This is a genomic window from Pseudomonas sp. RL, from assembly GCF_000647775.1.
In the GTDB taxonomy this organism is placed as follows: Bacteria; Pseudomonadota; Gammaproteobacteria; order Pseudomonadales; family Pseudomonadaceae; genus Serpens; species Serpens flexibilis.
The window spans coordinates 14,019-37,256 of sequence record NZ_JBOY01000046.1 but is presented as its reverse complement, the minus strand read 5'-3'; the positions used below and the strand labels follow the sequence as shown (position 1 = coordinate 37,256).

General features: G+C 66.1%; 26 protein-coding genes. 15 read left to right on the top strand and 11 right to left on the bottom strand.

Annotated features, from left to right (window positions below; all coding sequences use genetic code 11):
* Positions 1-27 precede the first annotated feature (27 nt).
* From pstB to AS93_RS18985, 3 genes are all read left to right on the top strand, one after another.
* Complete coding sequence (gene pstB / locus AS93_RS0108495) at positions 28-861, top strand: phosphate ABC transporter ATP-binding protein PstB (protein ID WP_027590222.1); 834 nt, start codon at positions 28-30, stop codon at positions 859-861.
* Positions 862-1,004: 143 nt separating this feature from the next.
* Positions 1,005-1,730: a phosphate signaling complex protein PhoU gene (phoU, locus tag AS93_RS0108490; RefSeq protein WP_027590221.1), complete on the top strand. Its 726-nt coding sequence runs from the start codon at positions 1,005-1,007 to the stop codon at positions 1,728-1,730.
* A gap of 50 nt (positions 1,731-1,780) precedes the next feature.
* Positions 1,781-2,209 carry a DUF2269 family protein gene (locus AS93_RS18985; RefSeq protein WP_051587396.1) on the top strand — a complete coding sequence of 143 codons (429 nt, stop codon included), beginning with the start codon at positions 1,781-1,783 and terminating at the stop codon, positions 2,207-2,209.
* An 80-nt stretch (positions 2,210-2,289) separates the two neighbouring features.
* On the opposite strand, the gene AS93_RS0108480 is transcribed toward AS93_RS18985, so the two are convergent.
* Positions 2,290-2,943, bottom strand: coding sequence for an HAD family hydrolase (locus tag AS93_RS0108480; RefSeq protein ID WP_027590220.1), 654 nt, complete (start codon positions 2,941-2,943; stop codon positions 2,290-2,292).
* A gap of 207 nt (positions 2,944-3,150) precedes the next feature.
* On the opposite strand from AS93_RS0108480, the gene AS93_RS0108475 reads away from it, so the two are divergent.
* Positions 3,151-3,630, top strand: a complete 480-nt coding sequence (locus AS93_RS0108475; RefSeq protein ID WP_027590219.1) for an RNA pyrophosphohydrolase — start codon at positions 3,151-3,153, stop codon at positions 3,628-3,630.
* Positions 3,631-3,648: 18 nt separating this feature from the next.
* Complete coding sequence (gene ptsP, locus AS93_RS0108470) at positions 3,649-5,928, top strand: phosphoenolpyruvate--protein phosphotransferase (RefSeq protein ID WP_027590218.1); 2,280 nt, start codon at positions 3,649-3,651, stop codon at positions 5,926-5,928.
* A gap of 59 nt (positions 5,929-5,987) precedes the next feature.
* Here ptsP and AS93_RS0108465 read toward each other — a convergent pair whose 3' ends face one another.
* Positions 5,988-6,197 (bottom strand): hypothetical protein, encoded by a 210-nt coding sequence (locus tag AS93_RS0108465; protein ID WP_027590217.1) that lies wholly within the window; start codon positions 6,195-6,197, stop codon positions 5,988-5,990.
* Between the two features lie 273 nt (positions 6,198-6,470).
* Here AS93_RS0108465 and AS93_RS0108460 point away from each other — a divergent pair, with 273 nt between their 5' ends.
* The 3 genes from AS93_RS0108460 to AS93_RS0108450 all read left to right on the top strand — a co-directional run bounded on the left by AS93_RS0108460 (position 6,471) and on the right by AS93_RS0108450 (position 9,085).
* A complete protein-coding gene (locus AS93_RS0108460; protein ID WP_027590216.1) occupies positions 6,471-6,731 on the top strand; it encodes a DUF4212 domain-containing protein in 261 nt (86 codons plus the stop codon).
* A gap of 6 nt (positions 6,732-6,737) precedes the next feature.
* Positions 6,738-8,489, top strand: a complete 1,752-nt coding sequence (locus AS93_RS0108455) for a sodium:solute symporter family protein (protein WP_027590215.1) — start codon at positions 6,738-6,740, stop codon at positions 8,487-8,489.
* 224 nt (positions 8,490-8,713) lie between these two features.
* Positions 8,714-9,085, top strand: a complete 372-nt coding sequence (locus AS93_RS0108450; RefSeq protein WP_211253774.1) for a hypothetical protein — start codon at positions 8,714-8,716, stop codon at positions 9,083-9,085.
* Positions 9,086-9,100: 15 nt separating this feature from the next.
* Here AS93_RS0108450 and mtgA read toward each other — a convergent pair whose 3' ends face one another.
* On the bottom strand, positions 9,101-9,838 hold the full coding sequence (mtgA, locus tag AS93_RS0108445; RefSeq protein WP_051587395.1) for a monofunctional biosynthetic peptidoglycan transglycosylase: 738 nt from the start codon (positions 9,836-9,838) through the stop codon (positions 9,101-9,103).
* Between the two features lie 42 nt (positions 9,839-9,880).
* Between mtgA and AS93_RS0108440 the strand changes: the two genes are divergently transcribed.
* The 5 genes from AS93_RS0108440 to AS93_RS0108420 all read left to right on the top strand — a co-directional run bounded on the left by AS93_RS0108440 (position 9,881) and on the right by AS93_RS0108420 (position 13,633).
* On the top strand, positions 9,881-10,252 hold the full coding sequence (locus AS93_RS0108440) for a DUF423 domain-containing protein (RefSeq protein ID WP_027590212.1): 372 nt from the start codon (positions 9,881-9,883) through the stop codon (positions 10,250-10,252).
* A 68-nt stretch (positions 10,253-10,320) separates the two neighbouring features.
* Complete coding sequence (gene thiS / locus AS93_RS0108435; protein WP_027590211.1) at positions 10,321-10,521, top strand: sulfur carrier protein ThiS; 201 nt, start codon at positions 10,321-10,323, stop codon at positions 10,519-10,521.
* Positions 10,522-10,598: 77 nt separating this feature from the next.
* On the top strand, positions 10,599-11,393 hold the full coding sequence (locus AS93_RS0108430; protein WP_027590210.1) for a thiazole synthase: 795 nt from the start codon (positions 10,599-10,601) through the stop codon (positions 11,391-11,393).
* A gap of 57 nt (positions 11,394-11,450) precedes the next feature.
* Positions 11,451-12,155, top strand: coding sequence for a tRNA (guanosine(46)-N7)-methyltransferase TrmB (gene trmB / locus AS93_RS0108425; protein ID WP_027590209.1), 705 nt, complete (start codon positions 11,451-11,453; stop codon positions 12,153-12,155).
* Positions 12,156-12,292: 137 nt separating this feature from the next.
* Positions 12,293-13,633 (top strand): DUF1329 domain-containing protein, encoded by a 1,341-nt coding sequence (locus tag AS93_RS0108420; protein WP_027590208.1) that lies wholly within the window; start codon positions 12,293-12,295, stop codon positions 13,631-13,633.
* A gap of 48 nt (positions 13,634-13,681) precedes the next feature.
* Here the strand turns inward: AS93_RS0108420 and AS93_RS0108415 are convergent, their stop codons facing one another.
* The 7 genes from AS93_RS0108415 to ilvA form a co-directional block, all read right to left on the bottom strand.
* A complete protein-coding gene (locus AS93_RS0108415) occupies positions 13,682-14,005 on the bottom strand; it encodes a DUF3392 family protein (protein WP_027590207.1) in 324 nt (107 codons plus the stop codon).
* Between the two features lie 185 nt (positions 14,006-14,190).
* Entirely contained in the window at positions 14,191-15,357 is a 1,167-nt protein-coding gene (gene hemW / locus AS93_RS0108410; RefSeq protein ID WP_027590206.1) for a radical SAM family heme chaperone HemW, read from the bottom strand.
* The gene (rdgB, locus tag AS93_RS0108405) at positions 15,354-15,947 is read right to left on the bottom strand and encodes an RdgB/HAM1 family non-canonical purine NTP pyrophosphatase (protein ID WP_027590205.1); all 594 of its coding nucleotides are present in this window, start codon (positions 15,945-15,947) and stop codon (positions 15,354-15,356) included. Before rdgB ends, hemW begins: the two co-directional genes overlap by 4 nt.
* Positions 15,944-16,360, bottom strand: coding sequence for a DUF4426 domain-containing protein (locus AS93_RS0108400; protein ID WP_027590204.1), 417 nt, complete (start codon positions 16,358-16,360; stop codon positions 15,944-15,946). The genes rdgB and AS93_RS0108400 overlap by 4 nt, the downstream gene beginning before the upstream one ends.
* Before the next feature lie 26 nt (positions 16,361-16,386).
* A complete protein-coding gene (metW, locus tag AS93_RS0108395; RefSeq protein ID WP_027590203.1) occupies positions 16,387-17,007 on the bottom strand; it encodes a methionine biosynthesis protein MetW in 621 nt (206 codons plus the stop codon).
* A 10-nt stretch (positions 17,008-17,017) separates the two neighbouring features.
* A complete protein-coding gene (locus AS93_RS0108390) occupies positions 17,018-18,157 on the bottom strand; it encodes a homoserine O-acetyltransferase (protein ID WP_027590202.1) in 1,140 nt (379 codons plus the stop codon).
* Between the two features lie 118 nt (positions 18,158-18,275).
* Complete coding sequence (gene ilvA / locus AS93_RS0108385; protein WP_027590201.1) at positions 18,276-19,790, bottom strand: threonine ammonia-lyase, biosynthetic; 1,515 nt, start codon at positions 19,788-19,790, stop codon at positions 18,276-18,278.
* 147 nt (positions 19,791-19,937) lie between these two features.
* Here ilvA and rpiA point away from each other — a divergent pair, with 147 nt between their 5' ends.
* Together rpiA and AS93_RS0108375 are read left to right on the top strand one after the other, a co-directional pair.
* Positions 19,938-20,612 (top strand): ribose-5-phosphate isomerase RpiA, encoded by a 675-nt coding sequence (rpiA, locus tag AS93_RS0108380; protein WP_027590200.1) that lies wholly within the window; start codon positions 19,938-19,940, stop codon positions 20,610-20,612.
* A 215-nt stretch (positions 20,613-20,827) separates the two neighbouring features.
* Positions 20,828-21,163 (top strand): YegP family protein, encoded by a 336-nt coding sequence (locus AS93_RS0108375; protein WP_027590199.1) that lies wholly within the window; start codon positions 20,828-20,830, stop codon positions 21,161-21,163.
* A 67-nt stretch (positions 21,164-21,230) separates the two neighbouring features.
* Here AS93_RS0108375 and AS93_RS0108370 read toward each other — a convergent pair whose 3' ends face one another.
* Entirely contained in the window at positions 21,231-23,150 is a 1,920-nt protein-coding gene (locus tag AS93_RS0108370) for a methyl-accepting chemotaxis protein (RefSeq protein ID WP_027590198.1), read from the bottom strand.
* Between the last annotated feature and the right edge of the window lie 88 nt (positions 23,151-23,238).

Here is a 23,238-nt window from a genome sequence, read left to right as displayed (position 1 = left end):
CCGAGCAGTTTCGAACGGAGTGAGCCTATGCAATCCGAATCCCATACCCACGGCATCGATCTCGCCGCCCTGGGCCGCAACAAGCAGAGCCTGTCGCTGGCCGACGAGACCGTGGCCCTGGAAGTGCCCGGCCTGAACCTGTTCTACGGCCAGAAGCAGGCGCTGCACAACGTCAGCATGAACATCCCCAAGCAGCGCGTGACCGCCTTCATCGGCCCGTCCGGCTGCGGCAAGTCGACCCTGCTGCGCTGCTTCAACCGCATGAACGACCTGGTGGACGGTTGCCGCGTGGACGGCGAGATCCGTCTCGACGGCCAGAACATCTACCGCAAGGGCGAGGACGTGGCCGAGCTGCGCCGCCGCGTCGGCATGGTGTTCCAGAAGCCCAACCCGTTCCCCAAGAGCATCTACGAGAACGTGGTCTACGGCCTGCGCATCCAGGGCATCAACAAGAAGCGCACGCTGGACGAAGCCGTGGAATGGGCGCTCAAGGGCGCCGCGCTGTGGGACGAGGTCAAGGACCGCCTGCATGAGTCCGCGCTGGGCCTGTCCGGCGGTCAGCAGCAGCGTCTGGTGATCGCCCGCACCATCGCCGTGTCGCCGGAAGTCCTGCTGCTCGACGAACCCTGCTCGGCGCTGGACCCGATCTCCACCCTCAAGGTGGAGGAGCTGATCTACGAGCTGAAATCCCGGTACACCATCGTCATCGTCACCCACAACATGCAGCAGGCGGCGCGGGTTTCCGACTACACCGCGTTCATGTACATGGGCAAGCTGATCGAATACGGCGACACCGATACCCTGTTCACCAACCCGGCGCAGAAGCAGACGGAGGACTACATCACCGGCCGCTACGGCTAGCCGGCCATGGCAAATCGCGCTGCGCGTTGTCGGCGGCGCTTGCCGTACTCGTTTGTACTGTCTGCGCGCCGCCTCCTGGCGCAACACGATTTGCCAAGGGCCGGCCTGTCCGGCGAGAGAAAACAGTTCGCAAGGGTTAGAACATGATCAACAAAGACAGCCACACCCAGCACATTTCCCAGCAGTTCAACGCCGAGCTGGAGGAAGTGCGCAGCCACCTGCTGGCCATGGGCGGCCTGGTGGAGAAGCAGGTCAACGATGCGGTCATCGCGCTGATCGAGGCCGATTCCGGCTTGGCCCAGCAGGTGCGCGACGTGGACGACCAGACCAACCAGATGGAGCGCGACATCGACGAGGCGTGCCTGCGCATCCTCGCCCGTCGCCAGCCGGCGGCCTCGGACCTGCGTCTGGTGATCAGCATCTCCAAGTCGGTGATCGACCTGGAGCGCATCGGCGACGAGGCCTCGAAGATCGCCCGCCGCGCCATCGAGCTCTGCGAGGAAGGCTCCGCGCCGCGCGGCTATGTCGAGGTGCGCCACATCGGCGATCAGGTACGGCGCATGGTGCGCGACGCGCTGGACGCCTTTGCGCGCTTCGACGCCGAGTTGGCGCTGTCGGTGGCGCAGTACGACAAGACCGTGGACCGTGAGTACAAGACCGCGCTGCGCGAGCTGGCCACCTACATGATGGAAGACCCGCGCTCCATTTCCCGGGTGCTCAGCATCATCTGGGCGCTGCGCTCGCTGGAGCGCATCGGCGACCACGCGCGCAACATCGCCGAGCTGGTGATCTATCTGGTGCGCGGCACCGATGTGCGCCACATGGGTCTCAAGCGCATGCAGCAAGAGGTGCAGGGCAAGGCCGACTGAGCCACCGGCGACTCTCGGTCTAGACTCCTGCCGTCGACAGGGGGAAGACCATGGACACCGTGCTGAGCTTGCAGATACTGCTGGGCCTGCTGGCGCTCTCGTTGCTGGCGCTGACCGGCGCGCTCGCTGCGTTGCTCTGGCAGCGCTGGCGCGCCGACACCTGGCCTCGCTGGGCCGGGCGGGCCCGGCGGTTGCGCCTGGCGCCACCGGCTTTGCTGTTCCTCGTGCTGGCGGCGCCCGTAGTGGCCTGGTGGCTGTTGCACCTGCAGGCGGTGCCGTTCGGCGAAACCTGGGTGCTGGCCGGCGCCTGTTTGTATCTGCTGGCCGGCATCGCCTGGCTGCTGTTGGCGACACGCTTGTGGGCGCTGGGCAATGGCGCCGCGCAGGCGGCGCACGCTCTGCCGGTCGCCTTCGGTTCGGCTGTGGCGGCGCTGGTGCTGCAGGTGGTGATCTTGGGACTGATGGCGGTACGGCCGTAGGCAGAAGCCCTGTTCCAGGCTGACTTCCGTCGCAAGCACGGCGACCAGGGCGACGCTGACCGCCCCACAGGCTTGGGGTCTCAGCGCAGCGAGATCACCGGCCAGCCGCGGGCCTCGGCCTCGGCGCGTAGCACGGCGTCCGGGTCCACCGCCACCGGGTTGCTCACCCGGAGCAGCAGCGGCAGGTCGTTGCGCGAGTCGCTGTAGAACCAGCTGCCCTGCAGATCCAGCCCGTTCTCCGCCAGCCACCGCTCCAGGCGCACCACCTTGCCTTCCTGGAAGCAGGGAACGTCGACGCTGCGGCCGATGTAGCGGCCATCCTCCATGCCGCACTCGGTGGCCAGCAGGGTCTCCACGCCCAGCCGGGCGGCAATTGGCCCGGTGATGAAACGGTTGGTGGCGGTGATGATTACCACCCGGTCGCCCGCTTCCTGGTGGCGACGCAGCAGCGCCTCACCCTTGGCCAGGACGATCGGCTCGATGAACTCGGCCATGAACTCGCGATGCCAGGATGCGAGCTGGGCCATCTCGCTGCGGCCGAGGAGTTCCTGGCAGAAGTCCTGATAGGCTTGCACGTCGAGGCAGCCATCCAGGTAATCCTGATAGAAGGCATCGTTCCGGGCACGGTAGCTGTCGACTTCCACCAGGCCGCGCCGGCAGAGGAACTCGCCCCAGGCATGGTCGCTGTCGCCGGCCAGCAGCGTGTTGTCCAGATCGAAAAGAGCCAGGGCCACGAATCACCTCGGTACGGGAGCAAAAAGGCTGCAGAGCATAGCGGGTCCGCTCGCCACACTGAAGGGATGCACGGCCACCCCGCAACCCGTGCGCCGAGCGGCGTCGAACGCGGCGCCAACGAAACGGTGACAGAGCCAAGGCTTTGCTTTCAGGGCTCTTCGGTTTTATGGAACAATGCCGCCACTTGATTGGCGAGGTGATCCCAGGTGATCGACTCCGATGGTTTCCGCCCGAATGTCGGCATCATTCTGACCAATGATGTCGGTCAGGTGCTATGGGCGCGCCGCATCAACCAGGACGCCTGGCAGTTTCCCCAGGGTGGCATCAATCACCAGGAAACCCCGGAACAGGCGCTGTACCGGGAACTCAACGAAGAGGTCGGCCTGGAGCCGGAGGATGTCCGCATCCTGGCCTGCACCCGGGGTTGGCTGCGCTACCGGCTGCCGCAACGCCTGGTGCGCACCCACAGCCAGCCGCTGTGCATCGGCCAGAAGCAGAAGTGGTTCCTGCTGCGCCTGCTCAGTGACGAAACGCGGGTACGCATGGATCTGACAGGCAAGCCGGAGTTCGACGGCTGGCGCTGGGTCAGTTACTGGTACCCACTGGGACAGGTGGTCACCTTCAAGCGCGAGGTCTACCGTCGCGCCTTGAAAGAGCTGGCCCCGCGCCTGCCCGCGCGGGACTGACACGGAGAGCCCACCAGCATGCTGAATACGCTGCGCAAGATCGTCCAGGAAGTGAATGCCGCCAAAGACCTCAAGGCGGCCTTGGGCATCATCGTGCAGCGTGTGAAGGAGGCCATGGGCAGCCAGGTCTGCTCGGTCTACCTGCTCGATCCCGAGACCAACCGCTACGTGCTGATGGCCACCGAAGGCCTCAACAAGCGCGCCATCGGCAAGGTCAGCATGTCGCCCAACGAGGGCCTGGTCGGTCTGGTGGGCAGCCGCGAGGAGCCGCTGAACCTCGAGCATGCCTCCGAACACCCGCGCTACCGCTACTTCGCCGAAACCGGCGAGGAGCGCTACGCCTCCTTCCTCGGCGCGCCGATCATCCACCACCGACGGGTGATGGGCGTGCTGGTGGTGCAGCAGAAGGAACGCCGTCAGTTCGATGAGGGCGAGGAAGCGTTTCTGGTGACCATGAGCGCACAACTGGCCGGGGTGATCGCCCATGCCGAGGCCACCGGCTCAATTCGCGGCCTGGGCCGCCAGGGCAAGGGCATCCAGGAAGCACGCTTCGTCGGCATTGCCGGCGCGCCTGGCGCGGCCATCGGCACTGCGGTGGTGGTGCTGCCGCCGGCGGACCTGGACGTGGTGCCGGACCGTCCGGCCGAGGACGTCGAGGCCGAACTCAAGCGCTACCAGACCGCCCTGGCCGCGGTGCGTGAGGAATTGCAGACCCTTTCGGCGAAGCTGGCCAACCAACTGCGCCCCGACGAGCGGGCACTGTTCGATGTCTACCTGATGATGCTCGACGACGCCGCGCTCAGTAAGGACGTGGTGCAGCTGATCAAGGGTGGTCAGTGGGCACAGGGCGCGCTGAGTCAGGTCATTCGCGCGCACGTCGATCGCTTCGAGCAGATGGGCGACCCCTACCTGAGCGAGCGCGCCTCGGACGTGCGTGATCTGGGGCGCCGGCTGCTGGCCCACCTGCAGCAGGAGCGTCAGCAGACCCTCGTCTATCACGACAACACCATCCTCGTCAGCGAGGAGCTGACCCCGGCGATGCTCGGCGAAGTGCCGGAGGGCAAGCTGGTCGGCCTGGTGTCCGTGCAGGGCTCGGGCAACTCCCATGTGGCGATTCTGGCGCGTGCCATGGGCATTCCCACCGTGGTCGGCGCAGTCGACCTGCCGTATGCCAAGGTCGACGGCATCGAGATGATAGTCGACGGCTACCACGGCGAAGTGTTCACCAACCCCGGCGCGGTGCTGCGCAAGCAGTACGGCGAAGTGGTGGAGGAGGAGCGCCAGCTGACCCAGGGCCTGGAGTCGCTGCGCAGCCTGCCCTGCGTGACCCTGGACGGCCAGCGCATGCCGCTGTGGGTCAACACCGGCCTGTTCGCCGACGTGGCGCGCGCCCAGCAGCGCGGCGCCGAAGGCGTCGGCCTGTACCGCACCGAAGTGCCGTTCATGAGCAACGAGCGCTTCCCCAGCGAGAAGGAGCAGGCGGCCATCTACCGCGAGCAGCTGGCTGCCTTCCACCCGCAGCCGGTGACCATGCGTACCCTGGACATCGGCGGCGACAAGTCGCTGTCCTATTTCCCGATCAAGGAACAGAACCCCTTCCTCGGCTGGCGCGGCATCCGCGTCACCCTCGACCATCCGGAAATCTTCCTGGTGCAGGTGCGCGCCATGCTCAAGGCCAGCGAGGGCCTGGAGAACCTGCGCATTCTGCTGCCGATGATTTCCGGCGTGCTGGAACTGGAGGAATCGCTGCACCTGATCCATCGCGCCTGGAGCGAGGTGCGCGACGAGGGCGTCAACGTGCCCATGCCGCCGCTGGGCGTGATGATCGAGATTCCGGCGGCGGTGTACCAGATCCGCGAGCTGGCCAGCCAGGTCGATTTCATCTCGGTCGGTTCCAACGACCTGACCCAGTATCTGCTGGCGGTGGACCGCAACAACCCGCGGGTGGCCGACCTCTACGACTTCCTGCACCCGGCGGTGCTGCAGGCGCTGCGCCAGGTGGTCGACGGCACCCATGCGGAGGGCAAGTCGGTGAGCATCTGCGGCGAAATGGCCGGCAACCCGCTGGCGGCGGTGCTGCTGCTGGCCATGGGCTTCGATAGCCTGTCGATGAACGCCACCAACCTGCCCAAGGTGAAGTGGTTGCTGCGCCAGATCACCGCCAGCAAGGCCCGCGAGCTGCTGGACGAGGTGATGCGCATCGACAACCCGCACGTCATCAACAGCACCCTCAATCTGGCGTTGCGCAACCTGGGCCTGGGCCGGGTGATCAATCCCGCCGCTGCCGTACAAGCCTGAGCGAGCCCCTATTGGGCCGGCTTCATACCGGCGCCTGTCCCAGCCTTCGCCAAGCCCTTCTAGATCCCCTCGTCGTGCTGAAAATCCTCGGTGGCGCGCGCCACCATGCGTCGCCAGTCGCCCGAGGCCGCGCCGAGCTGGCGTACGGCCTCCAGCAGAGTGAGGAAGGCGGCGTGCTGCAGCTGGGCGTCGCCCTGCGCGGCGGCCTGGTCGGCCTGTTGGCGGGCCTGTTGCAGCAAGCGCTCGAAGTGCTCGGAATCGAAGGGCATGGCAGTTACTCCGCGACGGGCTTCTGCGACCAGTAAAGCGAAGGAATGCTCCCGTTGGTCGTAAAGCCGATGGACTGCCTGAATTTGACTCCGGAGGCGGTCGCCTTTGCCTTCGGTCAGGGTGTCGAACGACGTGTCCGACCCTTGGTCGGAGCCGGCAAAGCCGCGTGGTAGCGCGCTTACGGCAAGACTAAGGTAGTAGACGTCGCGAAAACCGACTTCTGTACGATGTAGCTGCCTGCCCCCCAATAACAACAATGTGAGGAACATTAAATGGCAGATCACAAGTCAAACGCCGAAGCCTATTGGTCGGCTAACCTCCGCCTCATCCTGGGAAGCCTGGTTATCTGGGCCCTGTGTTCTTACGGATTCGGCATCATCCTGCGTCCCATGCTGTCGGGCATCATGATCGGTGGCGCCGATCTTGGCTTCTTCTTCGCTCAGCAAGGCTCGATCTACGTCTTTATTGCGTTGATCTTCTTCTATCGCTGGAAGATGAACAAACTCGATAAAGAATTCGGTCTCGAGGAGTAAGCCGGAATGAGCCAATTTGCAATCAACATGCTATTCGTGGGGGCGTCGTTCGTCCTCTACATTGGTATTGCGCTCTGGGCGCGTGCGGGCTCCACCAAGGAGTTCTACGTCGCCGGCGGCGGTGTCGGGCCGATCCCCAACGGCATGGCCACCGCGGCGGACTGGATGTCCGCAGCCTCCTTCATCTCCATGGCCGGCCTGATCTCCGTCGGCTACGTCAACTCCTCGTTCCTGATGGGCTGGACCGGCGGCTACGTGCTGCTGGCCATGCTGCTGGCGCCTTACCTGCGCAAGTTCGGCAAGTTCACCGTGCCGGACTTCGTGGGTGACCGCTTCTACAGCAAGGGTGCCCGCCTCGTAGCGGTCATCGCCCTGCTGCTGACCTCCATCACCTACGTGATCGGTCAGATGAGCGGCGCCGGCGTGGCCTTCGCCCGCTTCCTGGAAGTGAGCAGCAGCACCGGTATCTGGCTCGCCTCGGCGGTGGTGTTCGTCTACGCCGTTATCGGCGGCATGAAGGGCATCACCTACACCCAGGTGGCCCAGTACGTGGTGCTGATCCTGGCCTACACCATCCCGGCCATCTTCATCTCCCTGCAGCTGACCGGCAATCCGATCCCGCAGATCGGCATGTTCGGCGAGCACACCGAGTCCGGTATGCCGCTGCTGCAGAAGCTGAACGAAGTGGTACGTGACCTGGGCTTCCAGGACTACACCGCCGACGTGTCCAACAAGCTGAACATGGTGCTGTTCACCCTGTCGCTGATGATCGGTACCGCCGGTCTGCCGCACGTGATCATCCGCTTCTTCACCGTGCCGAAGGTTGCTGACGCCCGTTCCTCCGCTGGTTGGGCCCTGGTGTTCATCGCCCTGCTGTACACCACTGCTCCGGCCGTGGCTTCCATGGCTCGCCTGAACCTGCTCACCACCGTGTACCCGCAGGGTGTTGAACAGCCGGCACTGGAATACGCCGAGCGTCCGCAGTGGGTGAAGACCTGGGAAGAAACCGGTCTGATCAAATTCGAGGACAAGAACAACGACGGCCGCATCCAGTACTACAACCCGACCGCTGACTTCAGCGACCGTGGCTGGGCTGGCAACGAGCTGACCGTGAACTCCGACATCCTCGTACTGGCCAACCCGGAAATCGCCAACCTGCCGGGCTGGGTGATCGGCCTGATCGCCGCGGGCGCCATTGCTGCCGCACTGTCCACCGCAGCCGGTCTGCTGCTGGCCATCTCCTCGGCAATCAGTCATGACCTGATCAAGACGATCATCAATCCGAACATCAGCGAGAAGGGTGAAATGCTCGCCGCGCGGATCTCGATGGCCGTGGCGATCCTGGTGGCGACCTACCTGGGTCTCAACCCGCCCGGCTTCGCCGCGCAGGTGGTGGCGCTGGCCTTCGGTATCGCCGCGTCCTCGATCTTCCCGATGCTGATGATGGGTATCTTCTCCCGTCGCATTAACAGCGTTGGCGCGATCTCGGGCATGGTTGCCGGTCTGGCCTTCACCGTGATCTACATCTTCATGTTCCTGGGCTGGTTCTTCATCCCGGGTACCAACAGCCTGCCGAACACTCCGGACAACTGGCTGTTCGGTATCTCCCCGCTGTCCATCGGTAGCGTGGGTGCGGTCATCAACTTCGTCGTGGCCTTCGCCGTGGCGTACATGACCGCTCCGCCGCCTAAGGAAGTTCAGGACCTGGTGGAAAGCGTTCGCTTCCCGAAGGGTGCTGGCGCTGCTGTTGCTCACTGATTGACACGGCGTGACGAACCGGGACATGTTCCCGGTTCGGTTTGATCCAGGCGGGCTTCCCTTCAACAAGGAAGCCCGCCTTCATTTCGGGGATTCCTATGATTTGGCATTTGGTTGCATTGGGAGTGGCTGGCCTTGGCGCGGGTGGCATCGCCTACCTGTTGCGCAGGCTGAGCCGTAACAGACTGCCCGCCTGGTTTGTACCGGCCCTGGCCGGTTTTGGGATGCTGGCCTACCAGATCAACTACGAATACGACTGGGCCGCGCACAAGGAGAGCCAGTTGCCCGCAGGCTCAGTGGTGGTCGCGCAGGAGGAAGAACAGCAGATCCTGCGCCCCTGGACCTACCTGGTGCCACTGACCGTCGGGCTGACCGTGGTCGACACCACCAACATCCAGCAGCTCGAGCAGGACGGACAGCGCATTCGGCAGTTCATCCTCTACCGCTTCGAGAAGGAATATGTGGACCGTCTGGACCACCAGTCCCACCTGCTCAACTGCGATACCGCCGAACTGGTGCCGATCACCGGCCAGGGCGCGGGCGCGCTGCGGCAGCTGGAGCGCGACGACGCGCTGTACCGCGCCGTTTGTCAGTAATACCCTGCGCGCCGCTCACAGGCGCAGCAGGTAATCCGCACCGCCCAGCTGGCGCATCTGCTGGCGAATCCAGAAGGCCCGCCGGTCGATGTAGGCGCTGGGTCGGCCGGCGCTCCAGCGCCGCGGGTTGGGCAGGGTGGCCGCCAGCAGGCTGGCCTGGCGATCGCTGAGCCGGGCGGCCGACACCCGGAAATGGTGCCGGGCAGCCGCCTCGGCACCGAACACACCGTTCCCCCATTCCACGCTGTTCAGGTACACCTCGAGGATGCGCTGCTTGGGCCAGAGCGTTTCCACCAGCAGGGTGAACCACACCTCCAGGCCCTTGCGCACCCAGCTGCGCCCCGACCACAGGAACAGGTTCTTGGCCACCTGCTGGCTGAGGGTGCTGGCGCCACGCAGGCTGCCGCCGCGCCGGTTGTGTTGCAGGGCGTCGCGAATCGCCGGCAGGTCGAAACCCCAGTGCTCGGCGAAGCGCTGGTCCTCGGCGGCGATCACCGCCATCTTCAGGTTGTTCGGCAGGCGCTCCCAGGGTTGCCACTGGCGTTGCAGGTCCAGCGTGTCGCCCGCGCGCCAGGCCTCGATCTTGCGTTCCACCATCAGTGCCGTGCCCGGCGGCGGCACCCAGCGAAACACCAGCACCAGCGCCACGCTCAGCCCCAGCAGGCCGAGCGCCAGCAGGAACAGGCGCCGCAGCCAGCGCCGCACTGCGCCAGCGCGCCCGAGACGCGGGAAATTGGAGGGTCGGCGAGGCATCATAGGCGCCTTTGATTCTCTGACTGGCAAGGAGTTTGGCTCATGGGTCGCGTCTACCTGTTCCTGGCGGCGTTCTTCGGCTTCACCGGCGTGGCGCTGGGCGCCTTTGCCGCTCATGGTCTGCGCGGGCGTCTGACCGCCGCCCACCTGGAGGTGTTCCAGACCGGTGTGCATTACCAGCAGATCCACGCCCTGGCGTTGCTGGCCGTGGTGTTGCTGGCCGCGCGCGGCACCAGCCGTCTGCTGGCCGCCACCGGCCTGTGCTTCAGTCTGGGTATTGTGCTCTTTTCCGGCAGCCTGTACCTGATGACCCTGGCCGGGTTGAAACTGGGCCTGGTCACCCCGCTGGGCGGCGTGTTGTTCCTGATCGGCTGGGCTTGCCTGGGTCTGCTCGCCTGGCGACGCACTGCCTGATGGCGGCTTGGTCGCTGCCGGGGATCGGGCTAGAATGCCCGGCCCTTGCCCGCTGACAGCACACGACCATGCGCATCCATCTCAATGGTGAAGCCCGCGATACGCGCGACGGCCTGAGCATCGCCGACCTGCTGGCCGAGCTCGGCCTGACCGAGCGCCGCGTGGCCGTCGAACTCAACCTCGACATCGTCCCGCGCAGCCTGCACGCCGACACCCGCCTGCGGGAGGGCGACCGCCTGGAAATCGTCCACGCCATTGGCGGCGGCTAGCGATCGCGCCGCCAGGCCGCTCGTCCCATCACCGTCCGCGCACGACGCGGGCGTCTGTCCCCCTGGAGGAACCCGCGATGACCCTCGCCGCGCATGACCAACCCTTCACCCTTGCCGGGCGCACCTACCAGTCGCGCCTGCTGGTGGGCACCGGCAAGTACAAGGATCTGGAAGAAACCCGCCAGGCCATCGAGGCCTCCGGCGCGGAGATCGTCACCGTCGCGGTGCGCCGCACCAACATCGGCCAGAACCCCGGCGAACCCAACCTGCTGGATGTGATCAGCCCCGAGCGCTACACCATCCTGCCCAACACTGCCGGCTGCTACACCGCCGAGGAAGCAGTACGCACCTGCCGCCTGGCCCGCGAGCTGTTGGATGGCCACAACCTGGTGAAGCTGGAAGTGCTGGCCGACCAGAAGACCCTGTTCCCCAACGTGGTTGAAACCCTGGCCGCCGCCGAAACGCTGGTCAAGGAAGGCTTCGACGTGATGGTCTACACCAGCGACGACCCCATCGTCGCCCGTCGGCTGGCCGAGATCGGCTGCATCGCGGTGATGCCGCTGGCCGGCCTGATCGGCAGTGGCCTGGGCATCTGCAACCCGTACAACCTGCGCATCATCCTGGAGGAGTCGCCGGTTCCCGTGCTGGTGGACGCCGGTGTCGGCACCGCCTCGGACGCCACCATCGCCATGGAGCTCGGTTGCGCCGCCGTGCTGCTCAACAGCGCCATCGCTCACGCCCAGCACCCGGTGCTGATGGCCCAGGCCATGAAGCACGCCGTGGAAGCCGGCCGTCTCGCCTACCTGGCCGGGCGTATGCCGAAGAAACTCTACGCCAGCGCCTCCTCACCCCTGGAAGGCCTGCTTCGCTGATCCGTTCCCGCCCGGGGATGAGCCCCGGGCCCGCTTCTTTTCTCTGCCGGAAACACCATGACTGACACCGCCGATCTCCCGCCCGAGCACCGCCGCACCATCAAGAGCTTCGTGATGCGCGCCGGACGCATGACCACCGGCCAGCAGCGCGGCCTGGAACTGGGCTGGCCGAAATTCGGCCTGGAACTCGAGGGCGGCCTGCTCGATCTCGACCAGTTGTTCGGCCGCCAGGCGCCGCGTACCTTCGAGATCGGTTTCGGCATGGGCCAGGCCACGCTGGAGATGGCCGCCGCCGCCCCCGAGCAGGACTTCATCGGCGTCGAGGTACACAGGCCCGGCGTCGGCGCGCTGCTCAACGGCCTGCTGCTGCAGAACCTCACCAACGTGCGCGTGTACAGCTGCGACGCGCTGGAGGTGCTGCGCACCTGCATTCCCGACGCCAGCCTGGACCGCGTGCTGCTGTTCTTCCCCGATCCCTGGCACAAGGCGCGACACAACAAGCGGCGCATCGTGCAGCCGGCCTTCGCCGAACTGGTTCGCCAGAAGCTCAAGGTCGGCGGTGTGCTGCATATGGCGACTGATTGGCAACCCTATGCGGAACACATGCTCGAAATCTTGAGCGCCGCCCCCGGATATGCCAACCTCGCCGGCGACGCTGGCTATGTGCCACGCCCGGAGGAGCGCCCGGTGACCAAGTTCGAACGGCGCGGCGAACGCCTCGGCCATGGCGTCTGGGACCTGAAGTTCCAGCGAACCGCCTGAGACGGCCTCCAGCAGGACGGAAAACAACAACAACGCCGGAAGCACCGGCGCGCTGATTTTTCCTCACAGACAAACAATGGACGACGGCACGCCTGGCCGTCCCGCAGGACGGCACGCCATGTGCCAGGGAGCGAACTGTGTTGAAACCTATTGCCATGCTGTTATTGGCCTGCTGCGTGCTGCAGGCGCAAGCCGCCGTGTCGCCGGCCCAGGCCGAGCGTCTGGGTCGGGAGTTGACACCGCTGGGTGCCGAACGCGCTGGCAACCCCGAAGGCACCATTCCGGCCTGGACTGGCGGCATCACCCAGCCGCCGGCGGGCTACCAGCCGGGCAGCCACCATCCGGATCCCTACGCGGGCGACCAGCCGCTGCTGATCATCGACAAGCACACCCTCAACAACCACCGCGACCGGTTGCCGGAAGGGATGCAGCGTTTGCTGACCCTCTACCCGGACTACGCCGTGCGCGTCTACCCGACCCGGCGCAGCGCGGCGGTGCCGGAGCGGCTGTACACCGCCACGCGGCAGAACGCCACCCGGGCGAAGCTGATCTCCGGCGGTAACGGCATCGAGGGCGCTGCCGCCGGCGTGCCCTTCCCGCTGCCGCAGAATGGCCTGGAAGCCATCTGGAACCACATCACCCGCTACCGGGGCGAGCAGCTGCGCATGCTGACCAACCAGGCGGCGGTGTTGAGCAACGGCAGCTACAACCTGCTCAAGCTCGACCGGGAAATCTACTTCGTCTACAACCGCGAAGGCATGACCCCCGGCGAGCTGGACAACACCCTGTTCCACTACAAGTACAAGATCACCGCGCCGGCCAAGCTGGCCGGCTCGGCGCTGGTGGTGCAGGAAACCCTCGACCAGGTGCTGGCGCTCCGCAAGGCCTGGCGCTTCAACCGCGGCGAGCGCCGCGTGCGCCGCCTGCCGTCGCTGGCCTACGACTCGCTGCAGCCGGACACCAACGGCATGGCCACCGCCGACATGGTGGACGCCTACAACGGCGCGCCGGACCGCTACGAGTGGAAGCTGCTGGGCAAGCGCGAGATGATCGTGCCGTACAACAGCTACAAGGTGCACCAGCAGCGCATTCCCTACGATGAGATCCTCGGCGCCAAGACGGTCAACTCCGCGCTGCTGCGCTACGAGCTGCACCGTGTCTGGGTGGTCGAGGCCGACCTGCGTATCGGCTTCAAGCACCCCTATGCCAAGCGGCGCTTCTACATCGACGAGGACAGCTGGCAGATCCTGGCGGTGGACCTGTACGACGAGTCCGGCGAGCTGATCGGCCTGCAGGAAGCCCATCCGATCACCTATTACGAAGTCCCGGTGTTCCTGAGCACACTGGAGACCGTGTACGACTTCAAGGGTGGCCGCTACTTCGTCGACGGGCTGGACAACAACGAGCCGCCCTACGATTTCGGCGTGCGCCTGACGCCGCGCGACTTCTCGGCTCAGGCCCTGCGCCTGGGTAACTGACCCCGGGCGGGCAAAAGGAACGGCGCACTTCGGTGCGCCGCTTTCGTTTCATCGCCGGTCCGCCGCCACGCCCAGCAGCAGGAAGGCCACCAGCACCACCGGCGCCAGCGTGTAGTTGTTGAAGTAGGCCAGGCCCTGGGCCAGCCAGGGGCTGGTGAAGACCAGGCCGAAACCGTAGACCAAGGCGCAGAACACCACGAATAGCAGTGTGCGCAATACGAAGTTGAGCCCGCCGATGGTGCGCTGCAGCCAGGCGTTGAGGTGCGGGCCGAACAGCACCAGCAACGTGGCCAGCAGGGCCAGGGCGATCTCGCTCAAGTGGCCGCGACACCAGCGCGACAGGCTGATGATCAGGTCCAGAAACATGTCCATCGGTTACCGCTCCGTGAATGACGAAGGCGCCTTTATAACCGCTCTGGAACGCACTCCGAAAGCCAAGCGGTCTCGAGCCCCGCTTTTCTAGGCGCGGCTTCAGCCGCGATGCTTTTTCGCGCGCGCATCCCAAAGCTCGCGACTGACGTCGCTCCTACAGGTTCGGTGCGCTAGCGAAGTGGCTGCTACGGCAGGAACAGCTGGAGCAGGTCGTTGAGGAACAGCTGGCCCTGTGCCGTGGCCACCAGGCGCTGGGCGTCGGGGCTGAGCAGGCCGCGGCGCTCGGCTTCGCGGCGGGCTTCGTTCAGCTCCCGGAGGTCGAGGCCGGTGCGTTCGGTGAACAGCGTCGCTGGCACGCCCTGGGTCAGGCGCAGGGCGTTCATCAGGAACTCGAACGGCAGTTCGTCCGGCGCCAGCACGCGGCGACCGGCCTCGAAGGCCTTGTCCGGGTCCAGATAGTCCTTGGGCAGGCGGGTGTTCCAGGTGCGGTGGATGACCCCGTCGCTCCCGCTGAGCTTGCCGTGGGCACCGGCGCCCAGGCCGAGGAAGTCGCCGAAGGTCCAGTAGTTGAGGTTGTGGCGTGCCTGACGGCCGGGCTGCGCGTAGGCGGAGGTCTCGTACTGGGCATAGCCATGCTCGGCGAGCAGTGCCTGGCCGGCCTCCTGGATGTCCCAGAGGATGTCGTCCTCGGGCAGCTGTGGCGGCTGGCTCCAGAACACCGTGTTCGGCTCCAGGGTCAGCTGGTACCAGGAAAGGTGCGTCGGCTGCTGGGCGATGGCGGTGCGCAGGTCTTGCAGGGCATCGTCGAGGCTCTGCTCCGGCAGGCCGTGCATGAGGTCGAGGTTGAAGTTGTCGAAGCCGGCCGCCCGCGCCATGTCGGCGGCGCGGATGGCTTCCTCGCCATCGTGGATGCGCCCCAGCGCCTTGAGCTTGTCGGCCTGGAAACTCTGCACGCCGATGGACAGCCGGTTGATGCCCAGGCTGCGGTAGTCGCGGAACTTGGCCTGCTCGAAGGTGCCCGGGTTGGCCTCCAGGGTGATCTCGATGTCCGGCGCGAAGCCCACGCGTCGTTCCAGGCCGGCGAGGATGCGTTCCAGCGCCTGGGGCGAGAAGAGGCTGGGCGTGCCGCCGCCGAAGAACACCGAGACAAGCTTGCGGCCATGGACCTGGTCCAGGCGCTGGCCAAGCTCGGCCAGCACGGCGTCCACGTACTCACGCTCCGGCAGTTGCGGGCCGGCGGCGTGGGAGTTGAAGTCGCAGTAGGGGCATTTGCGCACGCACCAGGGGATGTGCACATAGGCCGCCAGCGGCGGCAGCCGGAAACCGCTGGCGTGGTCCGCAGTGCCGCTCATAGGCCCAGGCGCGCGCGCAGCTGCGCCATGGCGCGGGCCCGGTGGCTGAGCTGGTTCTTTTCCGCGGGCGGCAGCTCGGCGCTGGAGCATTCGCGCTCCGGCACCCAGAACAGCGGGTCGTAGCCGAAGCCGTGCTCGCCACGGGCCGCGTGCAGGATGCTGCCGTGCCACAGACCTTCGCAGAGGATCGGCAACGGATCGTCGGCATGCCGCACCAGCGCCAGGGCACAGACGAACTGGGCGGTGCGCTGCTCGTCCGGCACGTCGCGCAGGACCTCGAGCAGCTTGGCGTTGTTGGCCGCGTCGCCCGCGCCGCCGGCGTAGCGCGCCGAGTAGATGCCGGGCGCGCCGCCCAGGGCGTCCACCGCCAGGCCGGAGTCGTCGGCCAGCGCCGGCAGGCCGCTGATGCGCGCCGCATGGCGCGCCTTGAGGATGGCGTTCTCGACGAACGACAGGCCGGTTTCCTCCGGCTCGACCGTGGAGAACTCACCGATAGAGCGTACCCGCACCTGCGCGCCCAGCATGGCTTGCAGTTCCTTGAGTTTGCCGGCGTTGTGGCTGGCCAGCACCAGTTCGCTGAAGAGGCTCATCGATCGGGGAAGAATTCCTGGTTGAAGGAGAAACTGTTGCGCGGCCCGCCGGCGCTCTGCACGTTGACCGTGAAGCTGAGGGTTTCCTCGCCGATGGGGAATTGCGCCAGGTAGTAGACCGCCTCGCCCTCGCGCACCTGACGGAAACTGAGGTTGGTGATCTGGCCCATCAGGTTGCGCACCTGACCGCTGACGGTGGCGGTGATCGGCTTGCCGGCCTTGAGTACGGCGATGTTCAGCACGCCCCGGTTGCCGGCACGGGTCAGCCCGGCGGCGGCGGCGATTTCCGGCTGCAGGAAGCTGGAGTTGAACGCGCTGTAATGTACGTCCAGGTCATCGAAGCTGTACTTGCGTTCGGCCAGGGCCGGCAGCGCCAGGCAGAGGCTGAAGAACAACAGGAATAGACGGCGCATGGTGAGGTCTCCTCGGAAACGTGGGGTCAGGGGGCGACCGGGTGATCCTGCAGGCCGGGGCTGCTGAGCCGGTAGATGCCGATCTCACCCAACAGATTAGGCCACAGGCGGCTGCCCCAATCGTGGCGGTGCTGGCGATCCACAGCCAGGCGCTCGAGCACCCGCGCCTGGCGCTCGCGGCACAGCTGCTCGAAATCCTCGAAGGTGCAGAAGTGGATATTCGGTGTGTTGTACCAGGTGTACGGCAGGAACTCGGACACCGGCATGCGGCCCTTGGTGGTGAGGTACCAGCGGCAGCGCCAGTGGCCGAAGTTGGGGAAGGTGACGATGCAGGTCTTCCCCACCCGCAGCATCTCGTCGAGGATGCGGTCCGGGTAGTGCACGGCCTGCAGCGCCTGGGTCATCACCACCACGTCGAAGCTGCCGGTGGCGAAGTTGCCCAGGCCCTTGTCCAGGTCCTGTTCGATGACATTGACGCCACGCTCGACGCAGCGGGCGATGTTGTCCGGGTCGATCTCCAGGCCGTAGCCGGTGACCTGCTTGTGGTCACGCAGCCAGGCCAGCAGTTCTCCGGTGCCGCAGCCGAGGTCGAGCACCCGGCTGCCGGCGGGAATCCACTCCTGGATGATGTCCAGATCGGCGCGCATGGGGACTTCCTCAGATGGCAATGCGGTTCATGTAGCTGCTGAACACCTGCTGATAGCGCGGCACCGGCAACAGGAAGGAGTCGTGGCCCTGGGGCGCGTCGATCTCCACGTAGCTGACGTTCTTGCGCGCCGCCAGCAGGGCGTCCACCAGCTCCCGCGAACGGGCCGGGGAGAAGCGCCAGTCGGTGGTGAAGGACATCAGGCAGAAGTCCGCCTTGGCCACCGCCAACGCCCTGGCCAGGTCGCCGCCATGCGCGGCCGCCGGGTCGAAGTAGTCCAGCGCCTTGGTCATCAGCAGGTAGGTGTTGGCGTCGAAGCGGGTGGAGAACTCGTCGCCCTGATAGCGCAGGTAGCTTTCCACCTGGAATTCCACGCTGTGGAAGTCGTAGTTGAGGCGATCGGTCTTCAGCTCGCGGCCGAACTTGGCGCCCATCGCGTCATCGGACAGGTAGGTGATGTGGCCGACCATGCGCGCCAGGCGCAGTCCGCGGCGGGGCAGCACGTCGTGCTCGTAGAAGTGGCCGCCGTGGAAATCCGGGTCGGTGAGGATCGACTGACGCGCCACCTCGTTGAAGGCGATGTTCTCGGCCGACAGGCGCGGCGCCGAAGCGATGCACAGGCAGTGGCGCACGCGCTCGGGATAGCTCATGGTCCATTGCAGCGCCTGCATGCCGCCGAGGCTGCCGCCGACCACCGCCGCCCACTGTTCGATGCCGAGCCGATCGGCCAGGCGTGCCTGGCTGTTCACCCAGTCCTCTACGGTGACCACCGGGAAATCGGCGCCGTAGGGCTTGCCGGTAGCCGGATTGAGGCTGGCCGGGCCGGTGGAGCCGTTGCAGCCGCCCAGGTTGTTGAGCGCCACCACGAAGAAGCGGTTGGTGTCGATGGGCTTGCCCGGCCCGATGCAGCTGTCCCACCAGCCCGGCTTGCGGTCTTCGGGGCTGTGGTAGCCGGCGGCATGGTGATGGCCGGACAGGGCGTGGCAGATCAGCACCGCATTGCTGTGCGCGGCGTTGAGCGTGCCATAGGTTTCGTAGATCAGCTGGTAGTCGGCCAGTTCGCGTCCACAGGCCAGGGCCAGCGGCTCGGCGAAATGTGCAATACGGGGCTCGACCAGACCCACGGAATCTTCGGGAAAGACAGACGACATCGACCCGGCTCGTGTGCAGGAAGGGAAGCGGCACAGTCTACTGTGTGGCGCGCCGCAATTCACCCTTGGCGCGGCAAGGGCAGTGCAGGCCGGCACGCAGCCGGCCATGTCGGCGGCCTCAGCCGAGGAACAGCTGGTAGGCCGGGTTGTCGCTTTCGTCCCAGTAGGGGTAGCCGATGGCATCCAACGCCGCCGGCAACAGGTGCAGCTCCTCTTCCGGCACCTGCAGCCCGGCCAGCACGCGGCCGTCGGCGGCGCCGTGGTTGCGGTAGTGGAACATGCTGATGTTCCAGCGCCCGCCCAGCTTGTTGAGGAAGTTGAACAGCGCGCCCGGCCGCTCGGGGAACTCGAAGCGCAGCACCCGCTCGCCGCGCACGCCGTTGGCGCGCCCGCCGACCATGTGCCGCACGTGCAGCTTGGCCAGTTCGTCGTCGGTCAGGTCCAGCACCGGGAAACCTTTCTCGCGCAGGCCGTCCACCAGCGCCTCGCGCGGGTCGTGCTCGGGGTGGGTCTGCACGCCGACGAAGATGTGCGCTTCGCTGGAACTGTTGTAGCGGTAGTTGAACTCGGTGATCTGCCGCTTGCCGATCGCCTGGCAGAACTGCTTGAAGCTGCCGGGCTGCTCGGGAATGGTCACCGCGATGATCGCCTCGCGCTTCTCGCCCAGCTCGGCGCGTTCGGCCACGTGGCGCAGGCGGTCGAAGTTGATGTTGGCGCCCGAATCGACCGCCACCAGCACCTGCCCGGCCACGCCTTCGCGGGCCACGTACTTCTTGATGCCCGCCACGCCCAGCGCGCCGGCCGGTTCGGTGATCGAGCGGGTGTCGTCGTAGATGTCCTTGATCGCCGCGCACAGCTCGTCGGTGCTGACGGTGATCACCTCGTCGACGAAGTGGCGGCACACCGCGAAGCAGTAGTCGCCGATCTGCGACACCGCCACGCCGTCGGCGAACAGGCCCACCTGCGGCAGCACCACCCGTTCGCCGGCCGCCATCGCCTGTTGCAGGCAGTTGGAGTCCTCCGGCTCGACGCCGATCACCTTGGTCTCGGGGCGCAGGTACTTCACATAGGCCGCGATGCCGGCGATCAGCCCGCCGCCGCCCACCGGCACGAAGATGGCGTCCAGCTGGTTCTGCTGCTGGCGCAGGATCTCCATGGCCACGGTGCCCTGGCCGGCGATCACCTCTGGATCGTCGTAGGGGTGGATGTAGACCAGGCCCTTTTCCTCCACCAGCTTGAGCGAGTGGGCCAGCGCCTCGGGGAAGGCGTCGCCGTGCAGCACCACCTTGCCGCCCCGCGCACGCACGCCCTGCACCTTGAGCTCCGGCGTGGTGCGCGGCATGACGATGGTCGCCTTGATGCCCAGGTGGCGCGCCGCCAGCGCCACGCCCTGGGCATGGTTGCCGGCCGAGGCGGTGACCACGCCGCGCGCCCGTTCTTCCTCGGTGAGCTGCGCAATGCGGTTGTAGGCGCCACGAATCTTGAACGAGTACACCGGCTGCAGGTCTTCGCGCTTGAGCAGAATCTGGTTGCCCAGGCGTTCCGACAGCTGGCGAGCGGGTTGCAGAGGGGTTTCCTCGGCGACGTCGTAGACGCGCGAGGTGAGGATCTTCTTGACGTACTGTTCGAGCATCGTGGCGGTCTTGAGCGGCGGTTGCGGGAGCCGGGAAGTCTACTCCTCCGCTTCGTCGGGCGCACCGTCCGCGCCGGCCGGCTCCTCGCCCGCCGTGGACTTGGGGGTATAATCCGCGCCCTCCCGTCTCTCCCCAGGCACCTCGCGATGACCCAGGATCAGCTCAAGCAGGCCGTGGCCCAGGCCGCTGTCGATCACATTCTTCCCCGCCTCGAACGCAACAGCGTGATCGGCGTGGGCACCGGCTCCACCGCCAACTTCTTCATCGACGCCCTGGCGCGCCACAAGATGGACTTCGACGGCGCGGTGGCCAGCTCGGAAGCCACCGCCCAGCGCCTGAAGAATCATGGCATTCCGGTGTACGACCTCAATTCGGTGGCCGAGCTGGAGTTCTACATCGATGGCGCCGACGAGGCCAACGACCGCCTGGAGCTGATCAAGGGCGGCGGCGCGGCGCTGACCCGCGAGAAGATCGTCGCTGCCGTGGCGCGCACCTTCATCTGCATCGCCGACGCCAGCAAGCGCGTGCCGGTGCTGGGCAACTTCCCGCTGCCGGTGGAGGTGATTCCCATGGCGCGCAGCCATGTGGCGCGTCAGCTGGTCAAGCTGGGCGGCGACCCGGTGTACCGCGAGGGTGTATTGACCGACAACGGCAACGTGATTCTCGATGTGCACAACCTGCACATTCTTGATGCGGTGAAGCTGGAAGCCGACATCAATGCCATCGTCGGCGTGGTCACCAACGGCCTGTTCGCCGCGCGCCCGGCCGACCTGCTGCTGCTCGGCACTCCGACCGGCGTGCAGACCCTGACCCGGACCTGAACGCCGGGCCTGCCGTAGGGTGGATCGCGCTTCATCGATCCAGCAGCGCACCGTGCCGGCGCGATGGCGGACAAGGAAAACGTTGTCCACCCTACGGTGCTGCGCCCCCACCGCACAACGTTAGGGCCACCGTGGCCGGCTGCTTCCGGCGAAACGCAGCCGTGCGCGAAGCGGCCTACGCTTGTCGGCAGGCACACAGCACAGGAGGTGTCGCCATGCCGCCCGGCAAGTTCCATCTGAAGAAGGTCAGCAATGGCCAGTTCCACTTCAATCTGCTGGCCAGCAACGGCCAGGTCATCCTCTCCAGCGAACAGTACAAGGCACGCGACTCGGCGCTCAACGGCATCGATTCGGTGCGCCGCAACGCCAAGCGCGACGGCGCGTTCGAAGTGAAGGAGAGCAGCAACGGCAAGCACTACTTCGTGCTCAAGGCCAGCAACGGCCAGGTGGTCGGCCAGAGCCAGATGTACGCCAGCCTGGCCAGCGCCGAACAGGGCTGCGAATCGGTCCGCCGCTATGCGCCCGAGGCCCTGCTGACCGAGGACCTGTGAGCAGGCTGTGAATGAAAAACGCCGCGCTCCGAGGGGCGCGGCGTTTTTCCAGAGTGTCGGCGTGCGATCAGATGCGGAAGCGGCTGACCATCGCGGTCAGCTGGTTGCCCAGGCGCGCCAGCTCGGTACTCGACTTGGCGATTTCCTGCGAGGCGACGGTGGTTTGCTCGGTCACGTCGCGCACGCTGATCACGCTGCGGCTGATCTGCTCGGCCACCACGCTCTGCTGCTCCGCGGCGGCGGCAATCTGCTGGTTCATCGACTGGATATTGGAGACACCCTTGTTGATGCTGCCCAGCGCGGCACCGGCCTTGCGGGTCAGCTCCACGCTGCTGCCGGCCAGGCTGTGGCTGCTGTGCAGGCTGCTGGCGACCCGCTGCGTACCGTTCTGCAGGCCGGCGACCAGCTCCTCGATCTCCTCGGTGGACTGCTGGGTGCGCTGCGCCAGGGTGCGCACCTCGTCGGCGACCACGGCGAAGCCGCGTCCGGCTTCACCAGCCCGCGCGGCCTCGATGGCGGCGTTGAGTGCCAGCAGGTTGGTCTGCTCGGCGACCGCCTTGATCACGTCCATGACGCTGCCGATCTTGTTGCTTTCATGCTCCAGCTGGGCCATGGCCTCGGTCGAACGATTGACCTCGCCGGCCAGGCGCTCGATCTGCGCGACGACCTCGTTGACCACCCGGTCGCCGTCGCGGGCCTGGTTGTCCGCTTCGTTGGCTGCCCTGGCCGCCAGTTCGGCGTTGCGCGCCACGTCCTGCACGGTGGCGGACATCTCGTGCATCGCGGTGGCCACCTGATCGGTCTCGGTCTTCTGTTTGCCGACGCCGGTGCTGGTCTGCTCGGTTACCACCGACAATTCCTCGGCGGAGCTGGCAATCTGCGTGGCGCTGTCGCGAATACGACCGATCAGCTCGCGCAGCGTGCCGGCCATGTCCTGGATACCCTGCTGCAGGACACCCAGCTCGTCACGGCGGGTAATGCTGGCATCGCTGGTCAGATCGCCGTCGGCGATGCGGCGGGCGATCTCCAGGGTCTCCTGCAGGGGTTGGGTGATCTGGCGGGTGATCACCACGGCCGCAAGCAGGCTGAGCAGCAGCGCACCCAGCGCGCCGCTGATTTGCAGCAGGCGTGCCTGATTGCTGTCGTTGTCACGATGGACCATCTGGTTCTGTTGCAACTGCTCGGTCAGGTGCAACAGTCCGTTGGCATGCTCAGTCATGCGCGGGCCGATCTCCTTCATGGCGCGCAGGCTACGCTTGTAGTCGTCCAGCGAGGCGAAGTAACCCTGCAGTGCGCTCTTGAGTTGCTGCAGGTCGGTGGGGAATAGGCGCACGAATAACGGCTCGATCTGTTCGAGGGAGGCCAACGTGGTCTTCATCTGGTTGTCCAGGGTGCGCTCGCGATCGGCCGAACCGGTCATCATGAAACCACGCACCTCGTAGCGGGTCACCAGCATCTGATCGTTGAAACCCGTGAATGCCTGGAACAGGCGGGCGCGCTGATCAGCGGACTCCTGCTCATCGATGCGGGCACGCACCGCATTGATGCGACCAACCACCAGGTTGCCTTGGGCAATCATGTCCCGCCGTGCGGACTGGGTGCTGGCGACGGCGGCCAGCATCTGTTCCAGAGCCTGCTGATAGCCGGTGATCTCGTTGGTCATGTCCTTGAGCAGCCGGATGTCAGAAGGGGAAACAGCGATTTTCAGGAAGCGTTCGTAAAGGTCGCGCAGCGCCTTCAGGTCGGCCTGCGCGGTGCGTGCCGCCTGCTCGTCGCCGTCGGTGAGCATGTACTCCAGGCGGCTGATCTGCACCCGGTTGGTGGCGGCGCCGAGGTCGGTAACCAGCACCATGCGGTCGCTGCGGTGGATCATATTGCTCAGGCTGTTCCAGCCGATCAGCGCCAGGGCCAGGGTGAATATCAGCACGAGGCCAAAGCCCAGTCCCAGCTTGCGACTCACGCTCAGGTTTCCAAACCAGTTCAACATTCGAATCTCCAGAGTTCCGGGGTATCGGCGGAAGGGCAGAGCTGGAGAATTATTCTTGGCGCCAGCTTTTCGCCGCATTTGTGGGCGA